The organism is Pseudomonas sp. RHF3.3-3, assembly GCF_048069595.1.
Taxonomy (GTDB): Bacteria; Pseudomonadota; Gammaproteobacteria; order Pseudomonadales; family Pseudomonadaceae; genus Aquipseudomonas; species Aquipseudomonas fuscovaginae_B.
Map to the genome: position 1 here is coordinate 2846242 of NZ_CP182250.1, position 22057 is coordinate 2868298.

General features: G+C 66.6%; 12 protein-coding genes. 3 read left to right on the forward strand and 9 right to left on the reverse strand.

Features of this window, described 5'->3' with window-relative positions:
- The first annotated feature begins 149 nt into the window (after positions 1-149).
- Genes ACMGT0_RS13115 through glgB form a run of 3 tightly spaced genes read left to right on the forward strand, consistent with a single transcriptional unit; the run spans position 150 to position 7740 of the window.
- A complete protein-coding gene (locus ACMGT0_RS13115) occupies positions 150-2147 on the forward strand; it encodes an alpha-1,4-glucan--maltose-1-phosphate maltosyltransferase (RefSeq protein ID WP_416772931.1) in 1998 nt (665 codons plus the stop codon).
- Between the two features lie 29 nt (positions 2148-2176).
- Positions 2177-5515 (forward strand): maltose alpha-D-glucosyltransferase, encoded by a 3339-nt coding sequence (gene treS, locus ACMGT0_RS13120; RefSeq protein ID WP_416772933.1) that lies wholly within the window; start codon positions 2177-2179, stop codon positions 5513-5515.
- Complete coding sequence (gene glgB, locus ACMGT0_RS13125) at positions 5512-7740, forward strand: 1,4-alpha-glucan branching protein GlgB (protein WP_054056942.1); 2229 nt, start codon at positions 5512-5514, stop codon at positions 7738-7740. Before treS ends, glgB begins: the two co-directional genes overlap by 4 nt.
- A 68-nt stretch (positions 7741-7808) precedes the next feature.
- Here the strand turns inward: glgB and ACMGT0_RS13130 are convergent, their stop codons facing one another.
- From ACMGT0_RS13130 to ACMGT0_RS13170, 9 genes are all read right to left on the reverse strand, one after another.
- Positions 7809-8567, reverse strand: coding sequence for a PIG-L deacetylase family protein (locus ACMGT0_RS13130; protein ID WP_054056943.1), 759 nt, complete (start codon positions 8565-8567; stop codon positions 7809-7811).
- 141 nt (positions 8568-8708) lie between these two features.
- Positions 8709-10853 carry a glycogen debranching protein GlgX gene (gene glgX / locus ACMGT0_RS13135; protein ID WP_054056944.1) on the reverse strand — a complete coding sequence of 715 codons (2145 nt, stop codon included), beginning with the start codon at positions 10851-10853 and terminating at the stop codon, positions 8709-8711.
- Positions 10854-11041: 188 nt separating this feature from the next.
- Positions 11042-11326: a DUF2934 domain-containing protein gene (locus tag ACMGT0_RS13140; RefSeq protein ID WP_054062641.1), complete on the reverse strand. Its 285-nt coding sequence runs from the start codon at positions 11324-11326 to the stop codon at positions 11042-11044.
- A 22-nt stretch (positions 11327-11348) separates the two neighbouring features.
- Entirely contained in the window at positions 11349-14087 is a 2739-nt protein-coding gene (locus ACMGT0_RS13145; RefSeq protein ID WP_416772937.1) for a malto-oligosyltrehalose synthase, read from the reverse strand.
- Positions 14084-16165 carry a 4-alpha-glucanotransferase gene (malQ, locus tag ACMGT0_RS13150; RefSeq protein ID WP_416772939.1) on the reverse strand — a complete coding sequence of 694 codons (2082 nt, stop codon included), beginning with the start codon at positions 16163-16165 and terminating at the stop codon, positions 14084-14086. The genes ACMGT0_RS13145 and malQ overlap by 4 nt, the downstream gene beginning before the upstream one ends.
- A complete protein-coding gene (gene treZ, locus ACMGT0_RS13155; protein WP_416772941.1) occupies positions 16162-17967 on the reverse strand; it encodes a malto-oligosyltrehalose trehalohydrolase in 1806 nt (601 codons plus the stop codon). Before treZ ends, malQ begins: the two co-directional genes overlap by 4 nt.
- A 13-nt stretch (positions 17968-17980) precedes the next feature.
- Positions 17981-19546: a glycogen synthase GlgA gene (glgA, locus tag ACMGT0_RS13160; RefSeq protein WP_054056711.1), complete on the reverse strand. Its 1566-nt coding sequence runs from the start codon at positions 19544-19546 to the stop codon at positions 17981-17983.
- 476 nt (positions 19547-20022) lie between these two features.
- The gene (locus ACMGT0_RS13165; protein WP_054056710.1) at positions 20023-20976 is read right to left on the reverse strand and encodes a D-2-hydroxyacid dehydrogenase family protein; all 954 of its coding nucleotides are present in this window, start codon (positions 20974-20976) and stop codon (positions 20023-20025) included.
- Positions 20977-20986: 10 nt separating this feature from the next.
- The gene (locus ACMGT0_RS13170) at positions 20987-22009 is read right to left on the reverse strand and encodes an alpha/beta fold hydrolase (protein ID WP_054056709.1); all 1023 of its coding nucleotides are present in this window, start codon (positions 22007-22009) and stop codon (positions 20987-20989) included.
- Positions 22010-22057: the final 48 nt, after the last annotated feature.

Genomic DNA, 22057 nt, shown 5'->3' on the forward strand with positions numbered 1-22057 from the left:
GACTGCATTTTCTGGACGAGCGGCCCGTTCGCCAAATCCGTCTGAACTTTTGCGCCACCGACCGGCTCCGAACTTGAGCGGCCTTTACAGGACGAAGCCGGATGATCACGCAAGGTAGAGCGTCCACAGGACGTAGGGAGCGATGCTCGATGACAACTGATAAACCGCTGGATGAGCAGGTCGCCGAAGTCCTGCCGTTGTCCCAGGCGCTATTGCTGCCGCGCATCGCCATCGAGAATGTGATGCCGGCCATCGACGGCGGTCAGTTCGCGGTCAAGGCCGTGGTCGGGCAGGAGGTGACCGTGACGGCCCGGGTGTTCGTCGACGGCCATGACAAGCTGGCGGTGCTGCTGGCCTGGAAGCCGCTCGAGGCCGAGGATTGGCAGCGCGCGGCGATGACCGACCAGGGCAACAACCATTGGCGGGGCCGGCTGCGCGTCGGCGGCCAGGGCCGTTACGTGTACCGGATCGAGGCCTGGATCGATCAGTTCGGCAGTTACTGCTATGAACTGGAAAAGAAATTCGTCGCCGCGGTGCCCATCGACCTGGAATTGCAGGAGGGCCGCGAGCACGTGCGCCAGGCCAGCGAGCGCAGCCAGGGCGAGCTGGCCGAACGCCTGGCGGCGCTGTACGACGAGCTGTCGCAGCGTTCGAACGAGGGGCAGGTGGAATGTTTCCTCAAACCGGCCACCGCCGTGCTGATGCGCCAGGCCGACCACCAGGCCTATCTCAGCCTCAGCCAGGACTTCGCCCTGGATGGGGAGCGCCAACGGGCGCAATTCGCCAGTTGGTACGAGCTGTTTCCGCGTTCGGTCACCGACGATGCCGCGCGCCATGGCACCTTCAATGATGTGCATGCCCGCCTGCCGGCGATCCGCGACATGGGCTTCGATGTGCTGTACTTCCCGCCGATCCATCCGATCGGCCGTCGTCATCGCAAGGGACCGAACAACTCGCTCACCGCCGGCCCCGACGACCCGGGCAGCCCCTACGCCATCGGCAGCGAAGAGGGCGGGCACGAGGCGATCCATCCGCAACTGGGCACTCGCGAGGACTTTCGCCGGCTGGTGGCCGCCGCCGCCGAGCACGGCCTGGAGATTGCCCTGGACTTCGCCATCCAGTGTTCCCAGGACCACCCCTGGCTGCAGCAGCACCCCGGCTGGTTCAACTGGCGCCCGGACGGCACGATCAAGTACGCCGAGAACCCGCCGAAGAAATACCAGGACATCGTCAACGTCGACTTCTATGCCGCCGACGCCGTGCCCAGTCTGTGGATCGAGCTGCGTGACATCGTGGTCGGCTGGGTCGAGGAGGGCGTGAAGATCTTTCGCGTCGACAACCCGCACACCAAGCCGCTGCCGTTCTGGCAATGGCTGATCGCCGACGTTCGTGGCCGTTACCCCGAGGTGATCTTTCTCGCCGAGGCGTTCACCGCACCGGCGATGATGGCGCGCCTGGGCAAGATCGGTTATTCCCAGAGCTACACCTATTTCACCTGGCGCAATACCAAGGCCGAGCTGGCCAGCTATTTCACCGAGCTGAATCAGTCGCCATGGCGCGAGTGCTACCGGCCGAACTTCTTCGTCAATACGCCGGACATCAACCCCACCTTCCTGCATGAGTCGGGGCGTGCCGGTTTCCTCATCCGGGCCGCGCTGGCGACCATGGGCTCGGGCCTGTGGGGCATGTACTCGGGGTTCGAGATCTGCGAGTCGGCGCCGTTGCCGGGCAAGGAGGAATACCTCGACTCGGAGAAGTACCAGATCCGTCCGCGGGACTACAGCGCGCCGGGCAACATCATCGCCGAGATCGCCCAGCTCAACCGCATCCGCCGCCAGCATCCGGCGTTGCAGACGCACCTGGGGTTACAGGTCTACAACGCCTGGAACGACAACATCCTGTATTTCGGCAAGCGCACCGCGGACCGTAGCAGCTTCATCCTGGTGGCGGTCAGCCTCGACCCGCACAACGCCCAGGAGGCGCATTTCGAGCTGCCGCTGTGGGAGTTCGGCCTGCCCGACGACGCCCAGACCCGCGGCGAAGACCTGATGAATGGCCATACCTGGACCTGGTACGGCAAGACCCAGTGGATGCGTATCGAGCCCTGGCACCAGCCGTTCGGGATCTGGCGCATCCAGCCGCTCTGATGAGCAGGCGCTAACCAAAGGAGTTCGCCATGGCGAAGAAATCCCGCCCTGCAACCTTCATCAACGACCCGCTCTGGTACAAGGACGCGGTCATCTATCAGGTCCATGTAAAGTCCTTTTTCGATTCCAACAACGACGGGATCGGCGACTTTCCCGGGCTGATCGCCAAGCTCGACTACATCGCCGATCTGGGCGTCAATACCATCTGGCTGCTGCCGTTCTACCCCTCGCCACGTCGCGACGATGGCTATGACATCGCCGAGTACCGCGGGGTGCACCCGGACTACGGCACCCTGGCCGACGCCCGGCGCTTCATCGCCGAGGCGCACAAGCGCGGCCTGCGGGTGATCTGCGAACTGGTGATCAACCACACCTCCGACCAGCACCCGTGGTTCCAGCGGGCGCGCCGGGCCAGGCGCGGTTCCAGTGCGCGGGATTTCTACGTCTGGTCCGACACCGATGACAAGTACGACGGCACCCGGATCATCTTTCTCGACACCGAGAAATCCAACTGGACCTGGGACCCGGTGGCCGGCCAGTACTTCTGGCACCGTTTCTATTCCCACCAGCCGGACCTGAACTTCGACAACCCGCAGGTGATGAAGGCGGTGCTGTCGGTGATGCGCTACTGGCTCGACATGGGCGTCGACGGCCTGCGCCTGGACGCCATCCCGTACCTGATCGAACGCGATGGCACCAACAACGAGAACCTGCCCGAGACCCACGATGTGCTCAAGCGCATCCGTGCCGAGATCGACGCCCATTACCCCGACCGCATGCTCCTGGCCGAGGCCAACCAGTGGCCGGAAGACACCCAGTTGTATTTCGGCGAGCAGAAGGGCGACCACGGCGACGAATGCCACATGGCCTTCCACTTTCCGCTGATGCCGCGCATGTACATGGCGCTGGCCCAGGAGGACCGTTTCCCGATCACCGACATCCTGCGCCAGACCCCGGAGATTCCCGCCAACTGCCAGTGGGCGATCTTCCTGCGCAACCACGATGAGCTGACCCTGGAGATGGTCACCGACCGCGAGCGCGACTACCTGTGGAACTACTACGCCGCCGATCGCCGGGCGCGGATCAACCTTGGCATCCGCCGGCGCCTGGCGCCCCTGCTGGAGCGCGACCGCCGACGCATCGAACTGCTCAACAGCCTGCTGCTGTCGATGCCGGGCACGCCGACCTTGTACTACGGCGACGAGATCGGCATGGGCGACAACATCTACCTGGGCGACCGCGATGGCGTGCGCACGCCGATGCAGTGGTCGATCGACCGCAACGGCGGCTTCTCCCGCGCCGACCCGGCGAGCCTGGTCTTGCCGCCGATCATGGACCCGCTCTACGGCTATGCGTCGGTGAACGTCGAGGCCCAGGCCGGCGATCCGCATTCGCTGCTGAACTGGACCCGGCGCCTGCTGGCGGTGCGCAAGCAGCAGAAGGCTTTCGGCCGTGGCAGCCTGAAGATGCTCTCGCCGGCCAACCGCCGGATTCTCGCCTACACCCGCGAGTACACCGATGCCGAGGGCAAGAGCGAAATCATCCTCTGCGTCGCCAACGTCTCGCGCACGGCTCAGGCGGCGGAGCTGGAGCTGTCGCAGTTCGCCGGCCGGGTGCCGGTGGAGATGCTCGGTGGCAATGCCTTTCCGCCGATCGGTCAACTGAACTTCCTGCTGACCCTGGCGCCCTACGGCTTCTACTGGTTTCTGCTCGCTTCGCAGACCCAGATGCCCGCCTGGCACGTGGAGCCGCCGCAGTGCATGCCGGACTTCACCACCCTGGTGTTGAAAAAGCGCCTTGAAGAACTGCTCGAAGCGCCGGCCCGCACCAGCCTGGAGCAGACCTCGCTGCCCGAATGGCTGCCGATGCGCCGCTGGTTCGCCGACAAGCATGCGCCGATCGAGCAGGTGCATATCGCCTATGGCCTGCGTTTCGGCGAGCCGCAGCAGCCGGTGCTGCTCAGTGAAGTGCACGTCACCGTCGGCGGCCAGGTCAGTCGCTACCAGGTGCCGTTCGGCCTGCTCGCCGAGGAGCAGATCAACGCCGCGTTGCCGCAGCAACTGGCCCTGGCCCGGGTGCGCCGTGGACGGCAGGTGGGGCTGATCACCGATGCCTTCAGCCTCGACAGCTTCGTGCGGGCGGTGATCCAGGGACTGCAGGAGGGCCGTGTACTGAGCGGCGAGGCCGGCGAGCTGCACTTCCAGGCCACCGCCGAATTGCTGACGCAGCCGCTGCCGGCGGATGCCGAAGTGCGTTACCTGTCGGCCGAGCAGTCCAACAGCTCGGTGGTGGTGGGTGAGCGGGTGATGCTCAAGCTGATCCGCAAGGTCAGTGCCGGTATCCACCCGGAACTGGAAATGAGCGCCTACCTGGGCGCCGGCGGCTACCGCCATATTTCGCCATTGCTGGGCTCGGTGGTGCGTCGCGACCCGGCGGGTGAGGAGAGCTTGCTGATGATTGCCCAGGGCCTGCTGAACAACCAGGGCGATGCCTGGATCTGGACCCAGAACAACCTGGAGCGGGCGATTCGTGACGAGCTCGCCGATGGCACGGCGGAGCACGAGGTGTCCATCGATGCCCACGACGAACTGGTGAATTTCGCCGGCCTGCTCGGCCAGCGTCTGGGCGAAATGCACCAGGTATTGGCCGCACCGACCGACAACCCGGCCTTCAGCGCCGAGGTCAGCACCGGCAAGGACGGCCAGGCCTGGGGCAAGCACATCGGCAGCCAGGTCACCCGTGCCCTGCAACTGCTCGAACAGCACCAGGCGCAGTTGCCGGCCGCGGACCAGGCCCTGGTCGCCCGGCTGGTCGCCGGGAAAAAGGCCATCCTCGCCCATGTCCAGGCCCTGGCCGTCCAGGCGGTGGGCGGCTTGCGCATCCGCGTGCATGGCGACCTGCACCTGGGACAGGTGCTGGTGGTGCAGGGCGATGCCTACCTGATCGACTTCGAGGGCGAACCGGCGCGTTCGTTGCAGGAACGGCGGGGCAAGCACAGTCCGTACAAGGACGTCAGCGGCGTGCTGCGCTCGTTCGACTATGCCGCGGCGATGGCCCTCGACAGCTCCCACAGCGTCGACTCTTCCGAGGCGGCGCAGGCCGCGTTGACGCGGGTGACCGAGCGCTACCTGAAGGAATCGCGGCAGGCCTTTATCCGGGCATATGAGCAGGCAACGACTAGTCTTGCTCATGCGTGGCAGGATCCGGCGGGCGCGCAAGCGGCCCTGGCCCTGTTCAGTCTGGAGAAGGCTGCCTATGAAATTGCCTATGAGGCACAGAATCGTCCGACCTGGCTGCGGGTACCGTTGCACGGTCTGGACAGACTGTTGAGTGAGGTGAAAACCTTGTCCGGTGGAGAGTCGTTATGAGTTCAAGCAAGGAACAAGGTAAAGCCAGGGTCGGCCTGTTGCCGGCGGCCCGTGATATCGAGGCGCTGGTGCGGGCCGAACACCAGGACCCGTTCGCCGTTCTCGGGCCCCATGACGACGGGGCGGGCGGGCAGATCATCCGTGCGTTCCTGCCCGGTGCGCTGAGTGTCGAGGTGCTGGCCCGGGAGGACGGCCAGGTGCTCGGCGCCCTCGGTGAAACCGAAGTGCCGGGGCTGTATGCCGGCCGGTTCGAGCCGCCCCGGCCCTATCTGTTGCGTATCCAGTGGGCCGGCGGCGAACAGGTGGGCGAAGACCCCTACAGCTTCGGCCCGTTGCTGGGCGAAATGGACCTGTACCTGTTCGCCGAGGGCAACCACCGTGACTTGAGCACGTGCCTGGGGGCGCAACTGACCCAGGTCGACGGCATCGACGGTGTGCGCTTTGCCGTGTGGGCGCCGAATGCCCGACGGGTGTCGGTGGTCGGCGACTTCAACAGCTGGGATGGCCGCCGCCACCCGATGCGCCTGCGTCACCCCAGCGGGGTCTGGGAGATCTTCATCCCGCGGCTGCAGCCCGGCGAGTCGTACAAGTACGAGATCCTCGGGCCGCATTCGATCCTGCCGCTCAAGTCCGATCCCGTGGCCCTGGCCACCCAGCTGCCGCCGGACACCGCCTCGCGGGTGGCGGCGCCGTTGCGGATCGACTGGCAGGACCATGAGTGGATGCAGTCCCGGGGCGAGCGGCAACGCACCAGCGCCGCGCTGTCGATCTACGAACTGCATGCCGGCTCCTGGCAGTGCGAGACCGACGAGGTTGGCGAGGTTTCTCGCCGCTACGGTTGGGCCGAGCTGGCCGAGCGGCTGATTCCCTATGTGCAGCAGTTGGGCTTCACCCATATCGAGCTGATGCCGATCATGGAGCATCCCTTCGGCGGCTCCTGGGGTTACCAGCCGCTGTCGCAGTTCGCCCCGAGTGCCCGCTACGGCACGCCGGAGGAGTTCGGCGCGTTCGTCAACGCCTGCCACCAGGCCGGTATCGGCGTGATTCTCGACTGGGTGCCGGCGCATTTCCCCACGGATGCCCATGGCCTGGCGCAGTTCGATGGCACCGCCCTGTATGAGTACGGCAACCCGCTGGAGGGTTTCCACCAGGACTGGGACACGCTGATCTACAACCTCGGGCGCACCGAAGTGCATGGCTTCATGCTGGCTTCGGCGCTGCACTGGCTCAAGCACTTCCACGTCGACGGGCTGCGGGTCGATGCGGTGGCGTCGATGCTCTACCGCGACTATTCGCGCAAGGCCGGCGAGTGGGTGCCCAACCGCCACGGCGGTCGGGAAAACCTCGAGGCCATCGATTTCCTGCGCCATCTCAACGACGTGGTGGCCCTCGAGGCGCCGGGGGCGCTGGTGATCGCCGAGGAGTCGACGGCCTGGCCGGGGGTCAGCCAAGGCACCCAGCAGGGCGGCCTGGGCTTTGCCTACAAGTGGAACATGGGCTGGATGCACGACTCGCTGCATTACATCCAGCAGGACCCGGTGTACCGCGCCCATCACCACAATGAACTGAGTTTCGGCCTGGTCTATGCCTGGTCCGAGCGCTTCATCCTGCCGATATCCCATGACGAGGTGGTGCATGGCAAGCATTCGCTGATCGACAAGATGCCCGGTGATCGGTGGCAGAAGTTCGCCAACCTGCGGGCCTACCTGAGTTTCATGTGGGCGCACCCGGGCAAGAAACTGCTGTTCATGGGCTGCGAGTTCGGCCAGTGGCGTGAGTGGAACCATGACCGGCAACTGGACTGGTACCTGCTGCAGTACTCCGAGCACCTGGGAGTGCAGAAGCTGGTGAGCGACCTGAACCAGCTGTATCGCCAGGAGCCGGCGCTGCACGAGCAGGACGACCTGCCCCAGGGCTTCCAGTGGCTGATTGGCGATGACGCGAGCAACAGCGTCTATGCCTGGTTGCGCTGGAGTCGCGAAGGTCGGCCGCTGCTGGTGATCGCCAACTTCACGCCGGTACCGCGGGAGGGCTACCGCATCGGCGTGCCGTTCGCCGGGCAGTGGCAGGAGGTGATCAACAGTGATGCGGCGATCTATGCCGGATCCAACTATGGCAATGGCGGCGGGGCATTCACCGAGGACATCGCCAGCCATGGGCAGGGCTCCTCGCTGGTGCTGAACCTGCCGCCGCTGGCGGTACTGATGCTGCAGCCGGTGTCCTGATGTCGACATGACGCCGGGAGCCGGACTTGTCCCGGCTCCTCGTGCCTACAGGATGGGGTTCGGCGGCCTCAGATGAACACCATTTCGAACGGCTGCCGGGCCTGTTCGATCAGGTTGGGCTTGAGGACGGGCGGGATGCCGCTTTCCGGGTCGCCCTGCAACTGGCTGTGAAAGGCGTGCAGCGCATGTTGCTTGCGTGCCACGCCCCAGGTGTTCAGGCGTATCTTGCGGGCCCGGTGCCAGGGCAGCAGGTATTCCTCGCGCAGCGGGCGGAACCAGGTCCAGACCGGCACCTCGACCAGCCGCGCGCCCGTGGCGGCACAGGCCCTGGCACTGGCGCGACCGACCGCGTCATGGTCACTGTCGCCGTCCTCGCGCCAGGTGGTGAAGACCACGTCGTCATGGCGCAGATAACGCCGCAGATACTGGCAGATCGCATCCTCCTGCTGTTCCAGCGCGCCGTGGCGAAAGCCGCCACGTATCCACTTCAGGCAGTGCAACTCGATCCCCAGGCGCCGCAGCGCCTCGGCGGTTTCCTGGGGACAGACCACGCTCAGGCGCTGTTCCGACCAGAGCTGGGAACCGGGATAGATGGCGCAGCCATCGGTCAGGGAAATCAGTTGCAGGGGATGCCCGAGGGTCGAGAGCATCTGCAGCACGCCGCCGCAGGCATGGATTTCATCACCGGGATGGGGGGCGATGACCACGACCCGTCCGCCCGGTTCGACCAGGCGGTTGAGGTTCAGGCACGGCACCCTGGCCAGTTGCCGGGAAGCACTCCAGATCGGCGGCGCGGCCTGATGTCGGGCAGCGGATTGATATTTCATGGGTTCCACATCCTTGTGCGGGAAGTTCGTGCAGCCCCTGGTGGAGGGGCTGCGGGCGCCTCGATCCTGAAGCGCCGAATTCAAGTATCGCTCATGTGGCCCGAAATGCGACTTTTTATTGTCGCTTCGAGACGCCGCCCCCTATTCCCGGTGCAATTCGAACAGCACCAGTGAACGCCCGGTCACGGTGTACTCGCGGTCGAAGTCGAACTGCTCGCGGCCATGGATCTGCGCGTCGTTGGTGTCGAGCATGCAGGTCCAGTAGCGGCCCTGGGGCACGGCCGGCAGGCGAAAGTTGACCCCGTCATGGTGGGCGTTGACCACGATCAGCAGGGTCGCGTCGGCCCCGGTGCGGCGCAGGCCGGAGACCTGGGCGCGGCCGTCGAGCAGGATGCCCAGGCAGCGGCCGTGGCGGTCGTGCCACTGTTCGGTGGTCATTTCGTTGCCATCGGGTGACAGCCAGGTGACGTCCTTGACCCCGAGTTCCTCGTTGTAGCGGCCGACCAGGAAACACCCGCGCCGCAGAATCGGGTAGGCCAGACGCAGCTTGGCCAGGCGTTTGACGAAGGCGAGCAGGGAGTGGCCGTCGTCGTCCAGGTTCCAGTTGACCCAGCCGATTTCGCTGTCCTGGCAATAGGCGTTGTTGTTGCCGTGCTGGGTGCGGGCGAATTCGTCGCCGGCGACGATCATCGGCGTGCCCTGGGCCAGCAGCAGGGTGGCGAAGAAGTTGCGCATCTGGCGCAGGCGTAGCGCGTTGATCGCCGGGTCGTCGGTGGGGCCCTCGACGCCATGGTTCCAGGACAGGTTGTTGTTGCTGCCGTCCTGGTTGTTCTCGTCGTTGGCCTCGTTGTGCTTGTCGTTGTACGACACCAGGTCGTGCAGGGTGAACCCGTCGTGGGCGGTGATGAAGTTGACCGAGGTGTAGGGGCGACGGCCGCGCTGGTTGAACATCTCGCCCGAGGCGGTCATGCGCGCGGCGAAGTCGGCGAGCTGGCCGTCGTCGCCTTTCCAGAAGGCGCGCACGGTGTCGCGGAAACGATCGTTCCATTCGACCCAGCCCGGCGGAAAGCCACCGACCTGGTAGCCGCCGGGGCCGCAGTCCCAGGGCTCGGCGATCAGCTTGACCTGGCGCAGCACCGGGTCCTGGCGACAGGCGACGAGGAAGCTGTGGCGCTCGTCGAAACCGTCGTGGTAGCGCCCGAGAATGGTCGCCAGGTCGAAGCGGAAACCGTCCACGTGCATTTCCGTGGCCCAGTAGCGCAGCGAGTCGGTGACCATCTGCAACACGCACGGGTGGCTCAGGTCGAGGGTGTTGCCGGTGCCCGAGTCGTTGATGTAGTAGCGCTTGTCGTCGGGCATCAGCCGGTAGTAGGAGGCGTTGTCGATGCCGCGCATGGACAGCGTCGGGCCCTGCTCGTTGCCTTCGGCGGTGTGGTTGTAGACCACGTCGAGGATCACCTCCAGGCCGGCCGCGTGCAGGTGCGCGACGGCCTCCTTGAACTCGGCGATCTTGCCGCTGGCGAGGTAGCGTGGGTCGGGGGCGAAAAAGGCGATGCTGTTGTAGCCCCAGTAGTTGGTCATGCCCTTGTGCAGCAGGTGCTGGTCATTGACGAAGGCGTGGATCGGCAGCAGTTCCACCGAGGACACGCCGATGGAGCGGATGTGCTCCAGCACTTCGTCGACCATCAGCCCGGCGAAGGTGCCACGGATCGCCTCGGGGACGGCGGGGTGGCGCTTGGTCAGGCCGCGCACGTGGGCCTCGTAGATGATGGTGCGCTCCCAGGGCACGTTGACCCGCTGGTCGCGGCCCCAGGTGTGGGCGGGGTCGATGACCTTGCTCTTGGGCACGAAGGGCGCGCTGTCGCGTTCGTCGAAGCTGAGGTCGCCGTCCGGGTGGCCGATGGTGTAGCCGAACAGCGCCTCGGACCATTTCAGTTCGCCGACCAGTTGCTTGGCGTAGGGGTCGATCAGCAGCTTGTTGGGGTTGAAGCGGTGGCCGTTGCCCGGGTCGTAGGGGCCGTGCACCCGGTAGCCGTAGATCAGTCCGGGATGGGCGTCGGGCAGGTAGCCGTGGTAGATCTCGTCGGTGTACTCGGGCAGCTCGATGCGCTCCAGTTCCACCTCGCCGCTGGCGTCGAACAGGCAGAGTTCGACCTTGGTGGCATGGGCGGAGAACAGCGCGAAATTGACGCCCAGGCCGTCCCAGGTGGCCCCGAGGGGGAAGGGCAGGCCCTCGCGGATACGCGAGGCCTGGGGAGTGGGTTTGTCGTGCTTTGGCTTGCTCATGGGTGCTCCTGCTGAGAGTGGTGGCCCTTCAAATATCCCCGACACCGTTCGGACTTTTGTGGGGGCATGCCTGAGGGGGCAATTGGCGGGCAAGCCCGTTCCCGCCCCCGATCCATGGGCGACTCGGACCCTGTGGGAGCCGGCAAGCCGGCTCCAGCGAGAGGAGGATCGAGGTGTTCTTCAGCGGCTCAACTGGCCGCCGGTTTGCGTGGCGCCCGGGGCTTCTTGACGGCCGGCTCCGTGGCCTTGGTCGCCACCGGCTTGGCCGTGCTCTTGGCGGCCGGCTTGGCCGCGGTGGTGGCGGCCTTGGGCTTGGCCTTGGCGGCCGTGGCCGGCCTGCTCGGTGCCAGGGCCTCGGCCTCGGCCAGCTTGCGGGCCATTTCCCAGTGGCGGGCCTCCTGGCCGTCGGGACGGCCCTCCGACTCCCAGATCTGATAGGCAAACTCGCGGATGCGTTTTTCGTCGGTACTCATCGCCATGCTCCTGAACAGACACTCAAGTTTGGGTAAAGAGATTGACCGGGAAGTCTCCCAGTGCGTCACCGACCATAAGCTCCCCATGGGGTGTGACTGCACCTGCGGAAAAAAGTCCCTTTAATTTGCCGTGCGGGGCGGCGAGCGGCAGTTTGATCCGGGTATCACCCCACGTCGCCGGGGCTACCCAGGGCCGACCGACCTCGGCCAACAACCCATGTGCCAGCCTTGGCACCACCACGATGGCCTGTTGCGTCGCGTTGCCACGACGCAAGGCCAGTACCTTTTCGGCGTGTTCGCCACACACCTCCAGGGGCTGATAGTCGCCACGACGGAACAGTTCCGGGTGCCGGGCCCGCACGGCCAGGGTCTGGGCGATCAATGCCTGCTTGATCCGTCCGCTGCGCCAGTCGTCGATCAGTTCCGCGGGCGTGCCGGCTGCCTGAAGTGCCGCTTGCCGGGTGGCGAAATCCACCGGGCGACGGTTGTCCGGGTCGACCAGGCTGAAGTCCCAGAACTCGTTGCCCTGGTACAGGTCCGGCAGCCCCGGCACGCTCATGCGCAGCAGGCATTGCGCCAGGCTGTTGAGCGCACCGGTCGGGGCGATGGTGTGCACCGCGGTGGCGATCGCCGTGCGCAGTGCCAGCCCTTCGGGCTTGAGCAACAGCGCCTGGAGAAAGTCGTGGCAGGCGTTTTCATACGCCTCGTTCGGCGCGCTCCAACTGCTCTGCAGCTTGGCTTCGCGCAGGGCCTTGCGCTGCCATTGGCCGAGACGTTCGGCGTAGTCGCGCAAGGCGGCCTGGTCGTCGACGGCCAGGTCCAGGGGCCAACTGCCGAGCAGGGTCTGGTAGAGCATCAGCTCATCGCCAGCCGAAGGCGCGTCCGGGCTGCTGCGCAGCGCAGTCGCCAGCTCACGCCAGTGTCCGACCCAGCCGGTATAGGTGTCGGCGCATTCACTCAACACGGCCAGACGCGCCCGGCTGTCCTCGCCGCGCTTGTGGTCATGGGTGGCGCTGGTCAGCAGGTTGTCGGGGAAGGCTGCCAGCCGTTGCCGGTTGGCCTGGTGGAAGTCCGCCGGCGGCGCGCTGAACTGTTCGGTGGAAAAGCCCACGTCGTTGCGCGACAGCAGGACCGCCGAGCGATAGAACGCGGTGTCCTCGACGGCCTTGGCGGCGGTCGGCGAGGTCAGTTGCTGGAAGCGCACGCTGGCGTGGCGCAGCAACTTGCGCTCGCGGCCCGGTGGACGCTGGCGCCAGGGTTGGCCGCCGAGCCACTGCTGCAGATAGTCGAGCACCGGCCAGTCGGCTTCGCCGAGGGTGGTACGGGCGCCCGCCAGGGCCTGCTGGAAGAACGGCTCGTCGTCGGCCGGGCGGCCGCAGGCGTTGATGTAGGTGCGGTACACCGGGTAGTGCACGATCAGTTCCTGCAGCGCCCGGCGGATCGCACCGAGGGTCAGGTCGCGGCTCATGACATTGTCCCGGGCGACCTGCAGCAGGGCCTGGGCGACGCTCTCGAAGTCGCCGGCCAGCGAGCCGTTGAGCATCTGCTGGCGCGCCAGCCGGGCTTCTTCGCCGAACGCGGCGGGCCGCTCGCTGAGCTGGCTCCAGAGCCTGGCCAGCGGTTCGGCTCCGCGGGGATCGTGCTGCAGCAGCGACAGCTGGTTCATGAATTCGTAACCGGTGGTGCCATCGACCCTCCAGTCGCGGTGCAGTTGCTCGCCCTGGCCAAGGATCTTCTCGACGTAGATCGGCAGGTGTCGCCCCGGCGCCAGGGCGTCGACCCGCCGCCGCAGTCGGCGGCAGTAGCCGCGGGGATCGGCCAGGCCGTCGACATGGTCGATACGCAAGCCGTCGACCAGGCCTTCCTCGACCAGCTGGAAGATCTTCTGGTGGGTGGCCTCGAACACCGCCGGACGCTCGACGCGCAGGCCGCCCAGTTCATTGACATCGAAGAAGCGTCGCCAGTTGATGTCATCGCCAGCGGTGCGCCAGCTGGCGAGCCGGTAGTGCTGGCGCTCGAGCAGCCGGTGCAGCCGCTCGAAGCCTTCCGGTTCCCGGGCGTCGTAGCGTTGCAGGCTGGCTTCGATGACGGGGTGGCTGGCGGTGCGGCTGGCCAGTTCCGCGCGCAACTGCCGGGCCCGGCCGTAGGCATCGGGCAGGGTGTTGAGGGCCTTGAAGCGGGCGGCGAGGTCGTCCAGTTCCGGCAGGTCGGCGAGGATCTGGCCGTAGTCCCGCGGGCAGATCGGGAAATGATGCTGGTAGTGCTCGACATGGAAGCCGCCGCGTTCGGCATCGAAGCGCAGCACCACCGAGCCTTCCTGCAGGGCCGCGCCGTAGTCGTTACCGAGGAAGGGCATCAGCAACTGGCCTTCGAGCAACGGGTCCGGTGAATGCCACTGGATGTCGAAGAACTCCCCGTAGGGGCTGCGTCGTCCCCATTCGAGCAGGTCGAGCCACCAGGGGTTGTCGGCACCGCCGACGGCCATGTGGTTGGACACGATATCGAGGATCAGGCCCATGCCGTGTTCGCGCAGGGCCGCCACCAGCCGTCGCAGCGCCGGCTCGCCTCCCAATTCCGGGTTCACCCGGGTCGGGTCGACCACGTCATAGCCGTGCATCGAGCCGGCGCGGGCGCAGAGCAGTGGCGAGGCGTAGAGGTGGCTGATGCCCAGGCGGGCGTAATAGGGCACCCACTCGATGGCGGCGTCCAGCGGGAAACCCTTGTGCAGTTGCAGGCGCAGCGTGGCGCGCAGGCTGCTCATCGGTCACGCTCGGCGGCCTGCAGCCGGGCGCAGGCCAGCAGTTCGAGACGCCGGGCGGCATCGACATCGTCCAGCAGCTGGCTGCTGTAGCCCGGCAGCCGCCGGCGCCAGTTGGGGTGGGTGTCGATGGTACCGGGCAGGTTCGGTTGCTCTTCCACGCCCAGGGCATCCTCCAGCGGCAGCAGCACCAGCGGGGCGCGGGTGTGGCCGAGGAAGCGCACGCTGGCGTCGACGACCTGGTCGGTCTCGTGGGCTTCGTCGCGAAAGTTCTGCGGGTCGTTGCTCAGGGCCCGGTGCAGCCCGTCGCGCTCATGTTGGCGGGTCTGGCGCCAGTGGTCGCAGGTGGCGGTGTCGATCAGCCCGAGGCGGATGTTCCAGTCGATGTCGCGGGCGTGCCACCAGCCATTCAGGGTCGGCAGGTCGTGGGTGGTGGTGGTGGCCAGGGCATTGTCCGGCCAGTCGAGGATAGGTTTGAAGCGATGGCCGTATTCCTGTTCGAACAGCAGCACGCGCATGCCGAGTATCGAGCGGGCGATCAGCTTTTCCCGCAGGCCATCGGGTACCGTGCCGAGGTCTTCGCCGAGGACGATCGCCTGGTGCCGCGACGACTCCAGGGCCAGCAGGCGCAGCAGGTCGTCGATCGGGTAATAGAGGTAGGCGCCGTCGCTCGACGGCGAGCCGAGGGGAATCACCCAGAGCCGTTGCAGGCCCATGATGTGGTCGATGCGCAGGCCGCCGGCATAGGCGAAGTTGGCCCGCAGCATTTCGATGAAGGCGCGGAAACCGTGGCGCTTGAGGCCTTCGGGGGCGAAGGCGGAGATGCCCCAGCTCTGGCCCGAGCGATTGAGCACATCCGGCGGTGCTCCGACGGTGAGCTCTGCCAGCAGTTCGTCCTGCCGGCTCCAGGCCTGGCTGCCGCCGCCGTCGGCCCCGACGGCCAGGTCGGCGATCAGCCCGATGGCCATGCCGCTGCTGCGCGCGGCCTCCTGCGCACGCTCCAGGCTGCGGGTGATCAGCCATTGGCTGAAGGCATGGAATTCGATGTCTTCGGCGTGTTCCTCGGCGAAGCGGGCCAGGGCCGGGCTGTCCGGTTGCCGCCACTCTTGCGGCCAGTGGCGCCAGTCGCCGCTTTCGCCACGGGCGACGCAGCGCGTTTGCAGGGCCTCGAACCGGCAGTGGTTTTCCAGGGCTTCGCCGCCGGCGCGGCGGAAGCTGGCGAAGTCCTCGCCCAGAGGATGGTCGCCAAGCCGGAAACCCTCGTAGAGCGCGCGCAGCAGGCGGTACTTGGCCCGTGCGGCGCGGGGCCAGTCGATCAGCGACAACTGCTCCAGCGCGTGCAGCTCGTCGGCCAGCCCGGTGCTGTCGATCGCCAGGCGCAGGGCGCGTTCGCCGAGGATCGCCCCCGGTGCGGCATACAGGCTGTTGAGGAACAGGCGGCTGGACGGTGAGTACGGGCTGTAGCGGCTCGGGTCGCTGCTGAACATCGCGTGCACCGGGCTGATCGCCAGGGCATCGGCCCCGCGCTCGCCGGCGGCCCGGGCCAGTTCCTCCAGGGCCTGGGTGTCGCCGAAGCCACCGTCGGCCGGGCGTTGCAGGCTATAGAGCTGTACCCCGAGGCCCCAGGCCCGGGCCGGGCGTGTGTCGGTGGCCGCGTCGACGCTGAAGCAGGTGGCGGGGGCCACGGCCAGGGTGAACTGCTGGCCGTCGATGCGCACCGTCTGATAGCCGACCGGCACCACCCCGGGCAGGACCGCTTCGTTGTCCAGCCGCAGACGGAGCACCGAGCCGTTTTCCAGGTGGACCTCGCAGGGGGTGTCGGGGGCGAAATAGCGGGCCAGGTCCAGGCCCTTGTCGACGTCCGCCGTCAGCAGTGGCGGCAGTTGCTGGTCCTGTTGCGCCAGTTGCAGTTCCAGCAGGCTGGCCTCGATGGCGGCCTCGTCATGGGCCGGGTGGCCGAGGCCGGCCAGCACCTTGCGTAGGACCTCGGGCCGGACCTTCTGCGGCCGGCCATTGGCGTCGATCCAGTCAACGGCCAGGCCCGCCCGGCTGGCGAGTATTTCAAGTTGCGCATCGCTCATGGGCGTTCTCCATCGAGGGTCGACGGGTCATCGTCGTTGCTCAGGCCGACCAGCGCGCAGTAGGGCGCCAGTTGGCCTTCATCCAGTTGCCGGGCGGCCCCGGCGGTGCTTTCGAACAGCCAACGGATGACTCCGTCGGCGCCCTGTTCGACCGGCTCGGGCCCCAGGTTCAGGTCGATACGCAGCAGGCTGCCATCGCCCAGGCGCCAGCGTGCGCTGATGGCTCCCTCGGCCAGCACCTCGGCGTCCAGTGCCTGGGTGCCGGGCAGGCGGGGCAGCAGTTCACGGTGGCGGATCTGCAGCAGTTGGCGGTAGAGCTGCGCGGTGGCGCCACGGTTGCCCTCGGTGGTCGGGACCAGGTTCGGTCGCGAGGCTTCGAAGGTGGCCGCGGCGTTCGGGTCGGGAATCCGCGCGCGGCGTTGCGGGTCGGCGAAACCGGCGAATTCGGCGAATTCCCCGCGCCGGCCTTCACGTACGGCATCGGCCAGTTCGCCGTGGTGGTCGGTGAAGAACAGGAACGGTTCCTCGGCGCCGGTTTCATCGCCCATGAACAACAGCGGGATCATCGGCGACAACAGCAACAGCACGGTGGCCGCGCGCAGGGCCTGTGGCGGGCACAGCTGGTTGAGGCGTTCACCGAAGGCGCGGTTGCCGATCTGGTCGTGGTTCTGCAGAAACAGGATGAACGCGCTGGGCGGCAGGTGGGCGCTGGGTTCGCCGCGGCAGCGACCGTGGCGGTTGGGGTGGCCCTGGTAGACGAAACCCTGGCTCAGGCAGCGCGCCAGCTTGTGGGTGGTTTCCTTGGCATAGTCGGCGTAATACGCCTCGGTCTCCCCGGTCAGCAGCACGTGCAGGGCGTTGTGGCCGTCGTCGTTCCATTGGCCGTCATAGGCTTCTTCCAGGAGGCTGGCCTGGTTGAATTCGTTCTCCACGGTCAGCCACACGTGGCGCGCCGGGTCGACCTGACGGCGCACCTGCCGGGACAGTTCGCGCAGGAAGGTCGAGTCGTCGATCGCGTGCACCGCATCCAGGCGCAGGCCGTCGAAGCGGTACTCCAGCAGCCACATCAGCGCGTTGTCGATGAAGAAGCTGCGCACTTCGCGGCGCTGGAAGTCGATGGCGGCACCCCAGGGGGTCGTGCGGTCCTCGCGGAAGAAGTCCCGGGCGTAGCGCCCCAGATAGTTGCCGTCCGGGCCGAAGTGGTTGTAGACCACGTCGAGGATCACTGCCAGGCCATGACCGTGGGCGCTGTCGATCAGGTGCTTGAGGTCTTCGGGCGTTCCATAGCTCGATTGCGGCGCGTAAGGCAGTACGCCGTCGTAGCCCCAGTTGCGTTCGCCGGGGAACTCGGCCAGGGGCATCAGTTCGATGGCGGTGATGCCCAGTTCGGCCAGGCGCGGCAGGTGCTGCTCCACCGCGCGGTAGCCGCCGAGGGCGCCGACATGCAGCTCATAGATGATCGCGGTGTGCCAGGGCCGTCCCTGCCAGTCCTTGTGTCGCCAGTGATAGGCGAGGGGGTCGACCACCTGGCTCGGTTCGGCTATCCCGCCGGCCTGGGAGCGGGAAGCCGGGTCGCAGACCTGCAGTTCGCCGTCGATGTTGTAACGGTAGCGGGTCCCGGCGGCGCAGCGGGTTTCCAACGTGAACCAGCCGTCGTTCTGCGGCAGCATGGCCAGGGAGCGGCCATCCTCCAGCTCGACGCTGACGTAGAAGGCGTCCGGTGCCCACAACGCGAAACGGGTGTGTTCCGCGTCGAGCATGACCGCGCCGTGGGACCAGGTTTCCAGAGTCCTTAGCGACATCCGTGGCCACTCCTCAGTGCTTGCCCGACCTGCTCCGGGAATTGGCGACCAAGGTTTCATAGAGCTCGGCGTAGGGCTCCACCGCCTTGCACCAGTTGAACGGTGCGGCCATGGCGCGGCAGCGCATGGCATTGAGCAGCGGCGGGTAGGCGAACACCTTGAAGGCCCGGCGCAGCGCCGACTCGTAGCTTTGCACGGTGGATTCGTCGAAGAGGAAACCGGTCACGCCGTCCTCGATGGTATCGGCCAGGCCGCCAGTGTTGCGCGCCACCGGCAGCGAGCCGAAGCGCTGGGCATACATCTGGCTGAGGCCGCAGGGCTCGTAGCGCGAGGGCATCAGCAGGAAGTCGCTGCCGGCGAACATGCGTCGGGCATCGGTTTCGTTGAAGCCGATGCGTACGCCGATCCGACCGGGGAAGCGCAGGGCCAGCTGGCGCATGGCTTCCTCTTCCTCCGGCTCGCCACGACCGATGATCGCGATCTGGCCGCCGGAGCGGACGATGAACTCGCTCACCGCCTGGGTGAGGTCCAGGCCCTTCTGGTAGACCAGCCGCGAGACCACGGCGAACAGCGGGCCGGTGGATGCTTCGAGGCCGAACAGCTGGCGCACGTGGGCGGCATTGACCGCCTTGCCCTCCCAGTCGCCGATGTGGAAGGGCTGGACCAGGTGATGGTCGGTGGCCGCGTCCCAGCTTTCGTCGATGCCGTTGGGGATGCCGCTGAGCAGGCCCTGGTAGGTCTTGCTGGCAAGGAAGCCGTCCAGGCCGCAGCCGAATTCCGGGGTGGTGATCTCCTCGGCGTAGGTGGCGCTGACCGTGGTGATGTGGCTGGAGTAGGCCATGCCGGCCTTGAGGAACGACAGTTTGCCGTAGAACTCCATGCCTTCCTGTTGCAGGGCGTGGGCCGGAATACCCAGCTCCGGGCAGCAGGCCAGGCTGACCACGCCCTGATAGGCGAGGTTGTGGATGGTGAACAGGGTCGGCGTGCGCTGGCCGCGCCAGTGCATGTAGGCCGGGGCCAGGCCGGCGGGCCAGTCATGGGCATGGACCAGGTCCGGGGTCCAGTGGATCTGGCCCAGGTTGGCGGCGATGTCGGCCGCGGCCAGGCCCAGGCGGGCGAAGCGGATGTGATTGTCCGGCCAGTCGCGGCCGTTGTTGGCACCGTACGGGGTGCCATCGCGCTCGTAGAGTTCGGGGCAGATCAGCACGTAGATCACCAGGCCGTCGGGCATGTCCATGCGCCCGATCCGGCAGGGGGGCAGAGCCGCGTGGCCGGCGAGCTCGCCGACGATATGGATCGGGTTGTCGCTGTCCAGCACTTGCGGGTAGCCGGGAATCAGCACCCGCACATCATGCAGGTGGCGCATGGCCCGTGGCAGCGCCGCCGAGACATCGCCCAGGCCGCCGGCCTTGACCAGGTCGGCGAACTCGGAGGTGACGAACAGCACTTTCTTCTTGTTGGGGTTGACGCTTACCACCGATGACAACGTCTTCCCTCCCGTTGAAGGGACGGGCACGTGGACCGGTTCGCTGACCTGAATCAAACCTTCTCCCTGAATCTCCAACGCAGCGCTGATCATGTGCCTCTCCCGTTTTATCCGATCTGATCCATGGCTTTCACGCAGCGTGCCCAAACCGCTTCCTTTTGTCGGACACGCCCGCTCGGGTGGTTGGGGCACGAGGCCGCTCGACGCACCTGAGCAAGAAAAAGAGTGGGGTGGCGCCTGTGCCTGTTCCACCCGGATCAGGCGCCTTACCTTTAACCTGACTGACGACCGGTTCAGAAGGTTCGATTTTTTTTCCGAGGAAATGACCGGCTGGTCAGTAGGCCCAGAAACACAGTGTAGGAGAGATGTTGCCGACTGGTGGGGCGGTATTTAGACGACAAATTTCAAAAAGTTTCCTACTGGATATAAGGCGCGTGGTTCACGACAACTTTCGGGAACAAGCGGGCAGGGAGGTTTGCACCCGATTGGCGCGGGGCGAGGGGCGGATGGGCGAGAAGGGGGCGCCGACCGCGCCCGTACAAGGCACGGGCGTGGCCGGTTTCGGGGCGTCAGCCGAGGACGCGGATCGGTGCGCCGGTGGCCCAGGCCTGGATGTCCTCGATCATCTGGCTGTAGAACATCCGGTAGTTGTTCTGGCTGACGTAGCCGACATGGGGCGTGGCCAGGACGTTGTCCAGGGTGCGGAACGGGTGGCCGGCCGGCAGCGGTTCCTGTTCGAATACGTCGAGCGCTGCGCCGGCGAGCCGGCCCTGCTGCAGGGCACTGATCAGCGCCGCCTCGTCGACGATCGGGCCACGGGCGGTGTTGACCAGGTAGGCGGACGGCTTCATCCAGCCCAATGCCTGGGCATCCACCAGGCCGCGGGAGCGATCACTGAGCACCAGATGCACCGACAGCAGGTCGGCCTGCTCGAACAGCGCCTGCTTGCTGACGTATTCCACGCCCGCTTCGGCGGCACGTTCGGCGGTGAGGTTCTGGCTCCAGGCGATCACCCGCATGCCGAAGGCCTGGCCGTAGCGGGCGATCTTCTGGCCAATGCTGCCCAGGCCGAGGATGCCCAGGGTCTTGCCGTAGAGGTCGTTGCCCAGCCCCACCTGCCAGTCGCCGGCGCGCAGGGAGTTGGCTTCCCGGACCAGGTTGCGGCTCAGGGCCATGGCCAGTGCCCAGGTCAGTTCCGGCGCCGCATGCTTGTAGCTCTCGGTACCGCAGACCTGGATGCCCAGGGCGCTGGCCGCCTGGATATCGAGGGCGGCATTGCGCATGCCGCCGGTCACCAGCAGCTTGAGACGCGGCAACCGGCGCAGCAGGGCTTCGTCGAAGGTGCTGCGTTCGCGCATCACGCAGATCACGTCATAGCCGGCCAGGCGTTCGGCCATGACCTCGGTGGCGGCGGGGTAGTCATGCAGGAAGCTGACCTGGCCGATACCGTCCAGCAGCGACCAGTCCACCACCTCGCCGGCCACGCCCTGCCAGTCATCGATTACCGCAATCTGCAACGTCATCGGGTGCTCCTCATGATTGTCGTGCGGCCAGCCAGCCGAGCAGGGCCTTGTGGAACCGGTCGGGTTCCTCCATCTGCGGGGCGTGGCCCAGGCCGGGGAATTCCACCAGTGTCGAGTGCGGGATCAGCCTGGCCACCTGCTTGCCGAGCACGTCGTAGCGGCCCAGGCGCGCCTTGACCTCGGGCGGTGCGATATCGCTGCCGATCGCCGTGGTGTCGGCGGTGCCGATCAGCAGCAGGGTGGGCACCTTGAGATCCTTGAATTCGTAGTACACCGGCTGGGTGAAGATCATGTCGTAGATCAGCGCCGAGTTCCAGGCCACCGCGACGTGCCCCGGGCCCTTGTTCAGCCCGGCGAGCATGTCGACCCAGCGCTCGAACTCGGGCTTCCAGCGCCCGGCGTAGTAAGTGTTGCGCTCGTAGTTGCGAATGCCCTCGGCGCTGAGTTTCAGCTCGCGCTCGTTCCACTGGTCGACGGTGCGGTACGGCACGCCGAGGGCTTTCCAGTCCTCCAGGCCGATCGGGTTGACCAGTGCCAGGCGCTCGACCTGCTGCGGGTAGAGCAGGGCGTAGCGGGTGGCGAGCATGCCGCCGGTGGAGTGGCCGAGCAGCACGGCCTTGTGGATGCCGAGGCTCTCCAGCAGGGCATGGGTATTGGCCGCCAGTTGCTGGAAGCTGTACTGGTAGTGGGCGGGTTTGCTGGAGGTGCAGAAACCGATCTGGTCCGGCGCGATGACCCGGTAGCCGGCTGCGCTCAGGGCCTTGATCGAGTTGTCCCAGGTGGCGCCGCAGAAGTTCTTGCCGTGCATCAGCACCACGCTCTGGCCGTTGGCCGGCGCACTGGGTTTCACATCCATGTAGCCCATCTGCAGGGATTGGCCCTGGGACTGGAAGGCGAAGTGCTCGAGCGGATAGGGATAGTCGAAACCTTGCAGCTGCGGCCCGTAGGCCGGGCCTTCGGCGGCGTGGGACAGGGCCGGCAGCGAGGCGGCGAGCAGCAGGCTGCCAAGGACAAGGGAGCGTGACGTGGGCATGGGCGACCTCCTGGGGAATCCGCCCGATGCTGCGCAGAAACGATTAAC

Excerpts from the sequence above, each read along its gene's own strand:
- ACMGT0_RS13115 (WP_416772931.1), top strand. The coding sequence starts at position 150 with ATGACAACTGATAAACCGCTGGATGAGCAGGTCGCCGAAGTCCTGCCG.
- treS (WP_416772933.1), top strand. The coding sequence starts at position 2,177 with ATGGCGAAGAAATCCCGCCCTGCAACCTTCATCAACGACCCGCTCTGG.
- glgB (WP_054056942.1), top strand. The coding sequence starts at position 5,512 with ATGAGTTCAAGCAAGGAACAAGGTAAAGCCAGGGTCGGCCTGTTGCCG.
- ACMGT0_RS13130 (WP_054056943.1), bottom strand. The coding sequence starts at position 8,567 with ATGAAATATCAATCCGCTGCCCGACATCAGGCCGCGCCGCCGATCTGG.
- glgX (WP_054056944.1), bottom strand. The coding sequence starts at position 10,853 with ATGAGCAAGCCAAAGCACGACAAACCCACTCCCCAGGCCTCGCGTATC.
- ACMGT0_RS13140 (WP_054062641.1), bottom strand. The coding sequence starts at position 11,326 with ATGAGTACCGACGAAAAACGCATCCGCGAGTTTGCCTATCAGATCTGG.
- ACMGT0_RS13145 (WP_416772937.1), bottom strand. The coding sequence starts at position 14,087 with ATGAGCAGCCTGCGCGCCACGCTGCGCCTGCAACTGCACAAGGGTTTC.
- malQ (WP_416772939.1), bottom strand. The coding sequence starts at position 16,165 with ATGAGCGATGCGCAACTTGAAATACTCGCCAGCCGGGCGGGCCTGGCC.
- treZ (WP_416772941.1), bottom strand. The coding sequence starts at position 17,967 with ATGTCGCTAAGGACTCTGGAAACCTGGTCCCACGGCGCGGTCATGCTC.
- glgA (WP_054056711.1), bottom strand. The coding sequence starts at position 19,546 with ATGATCAGCGCTGCGTTGGAGATTCAGGGAGAAGGTTTGATTCAGGTC.
- ACMGT0_RS13165 (WP_054056710.1), bottom strand. The coding sequence starts at position 20,976 with ATGACGTTGCAGATTGCGGTAATCGATGACTGGCAGGGCGTGGCCGGC.
- ACMGT0_RS13170 (WP_054056709.1), bottom strand. The coding sequence starts at position 22,009 with ATGCCCACGTCACGCTCCCTTGTCCTTGGCAGCCTGCTGCTCGCCGCC.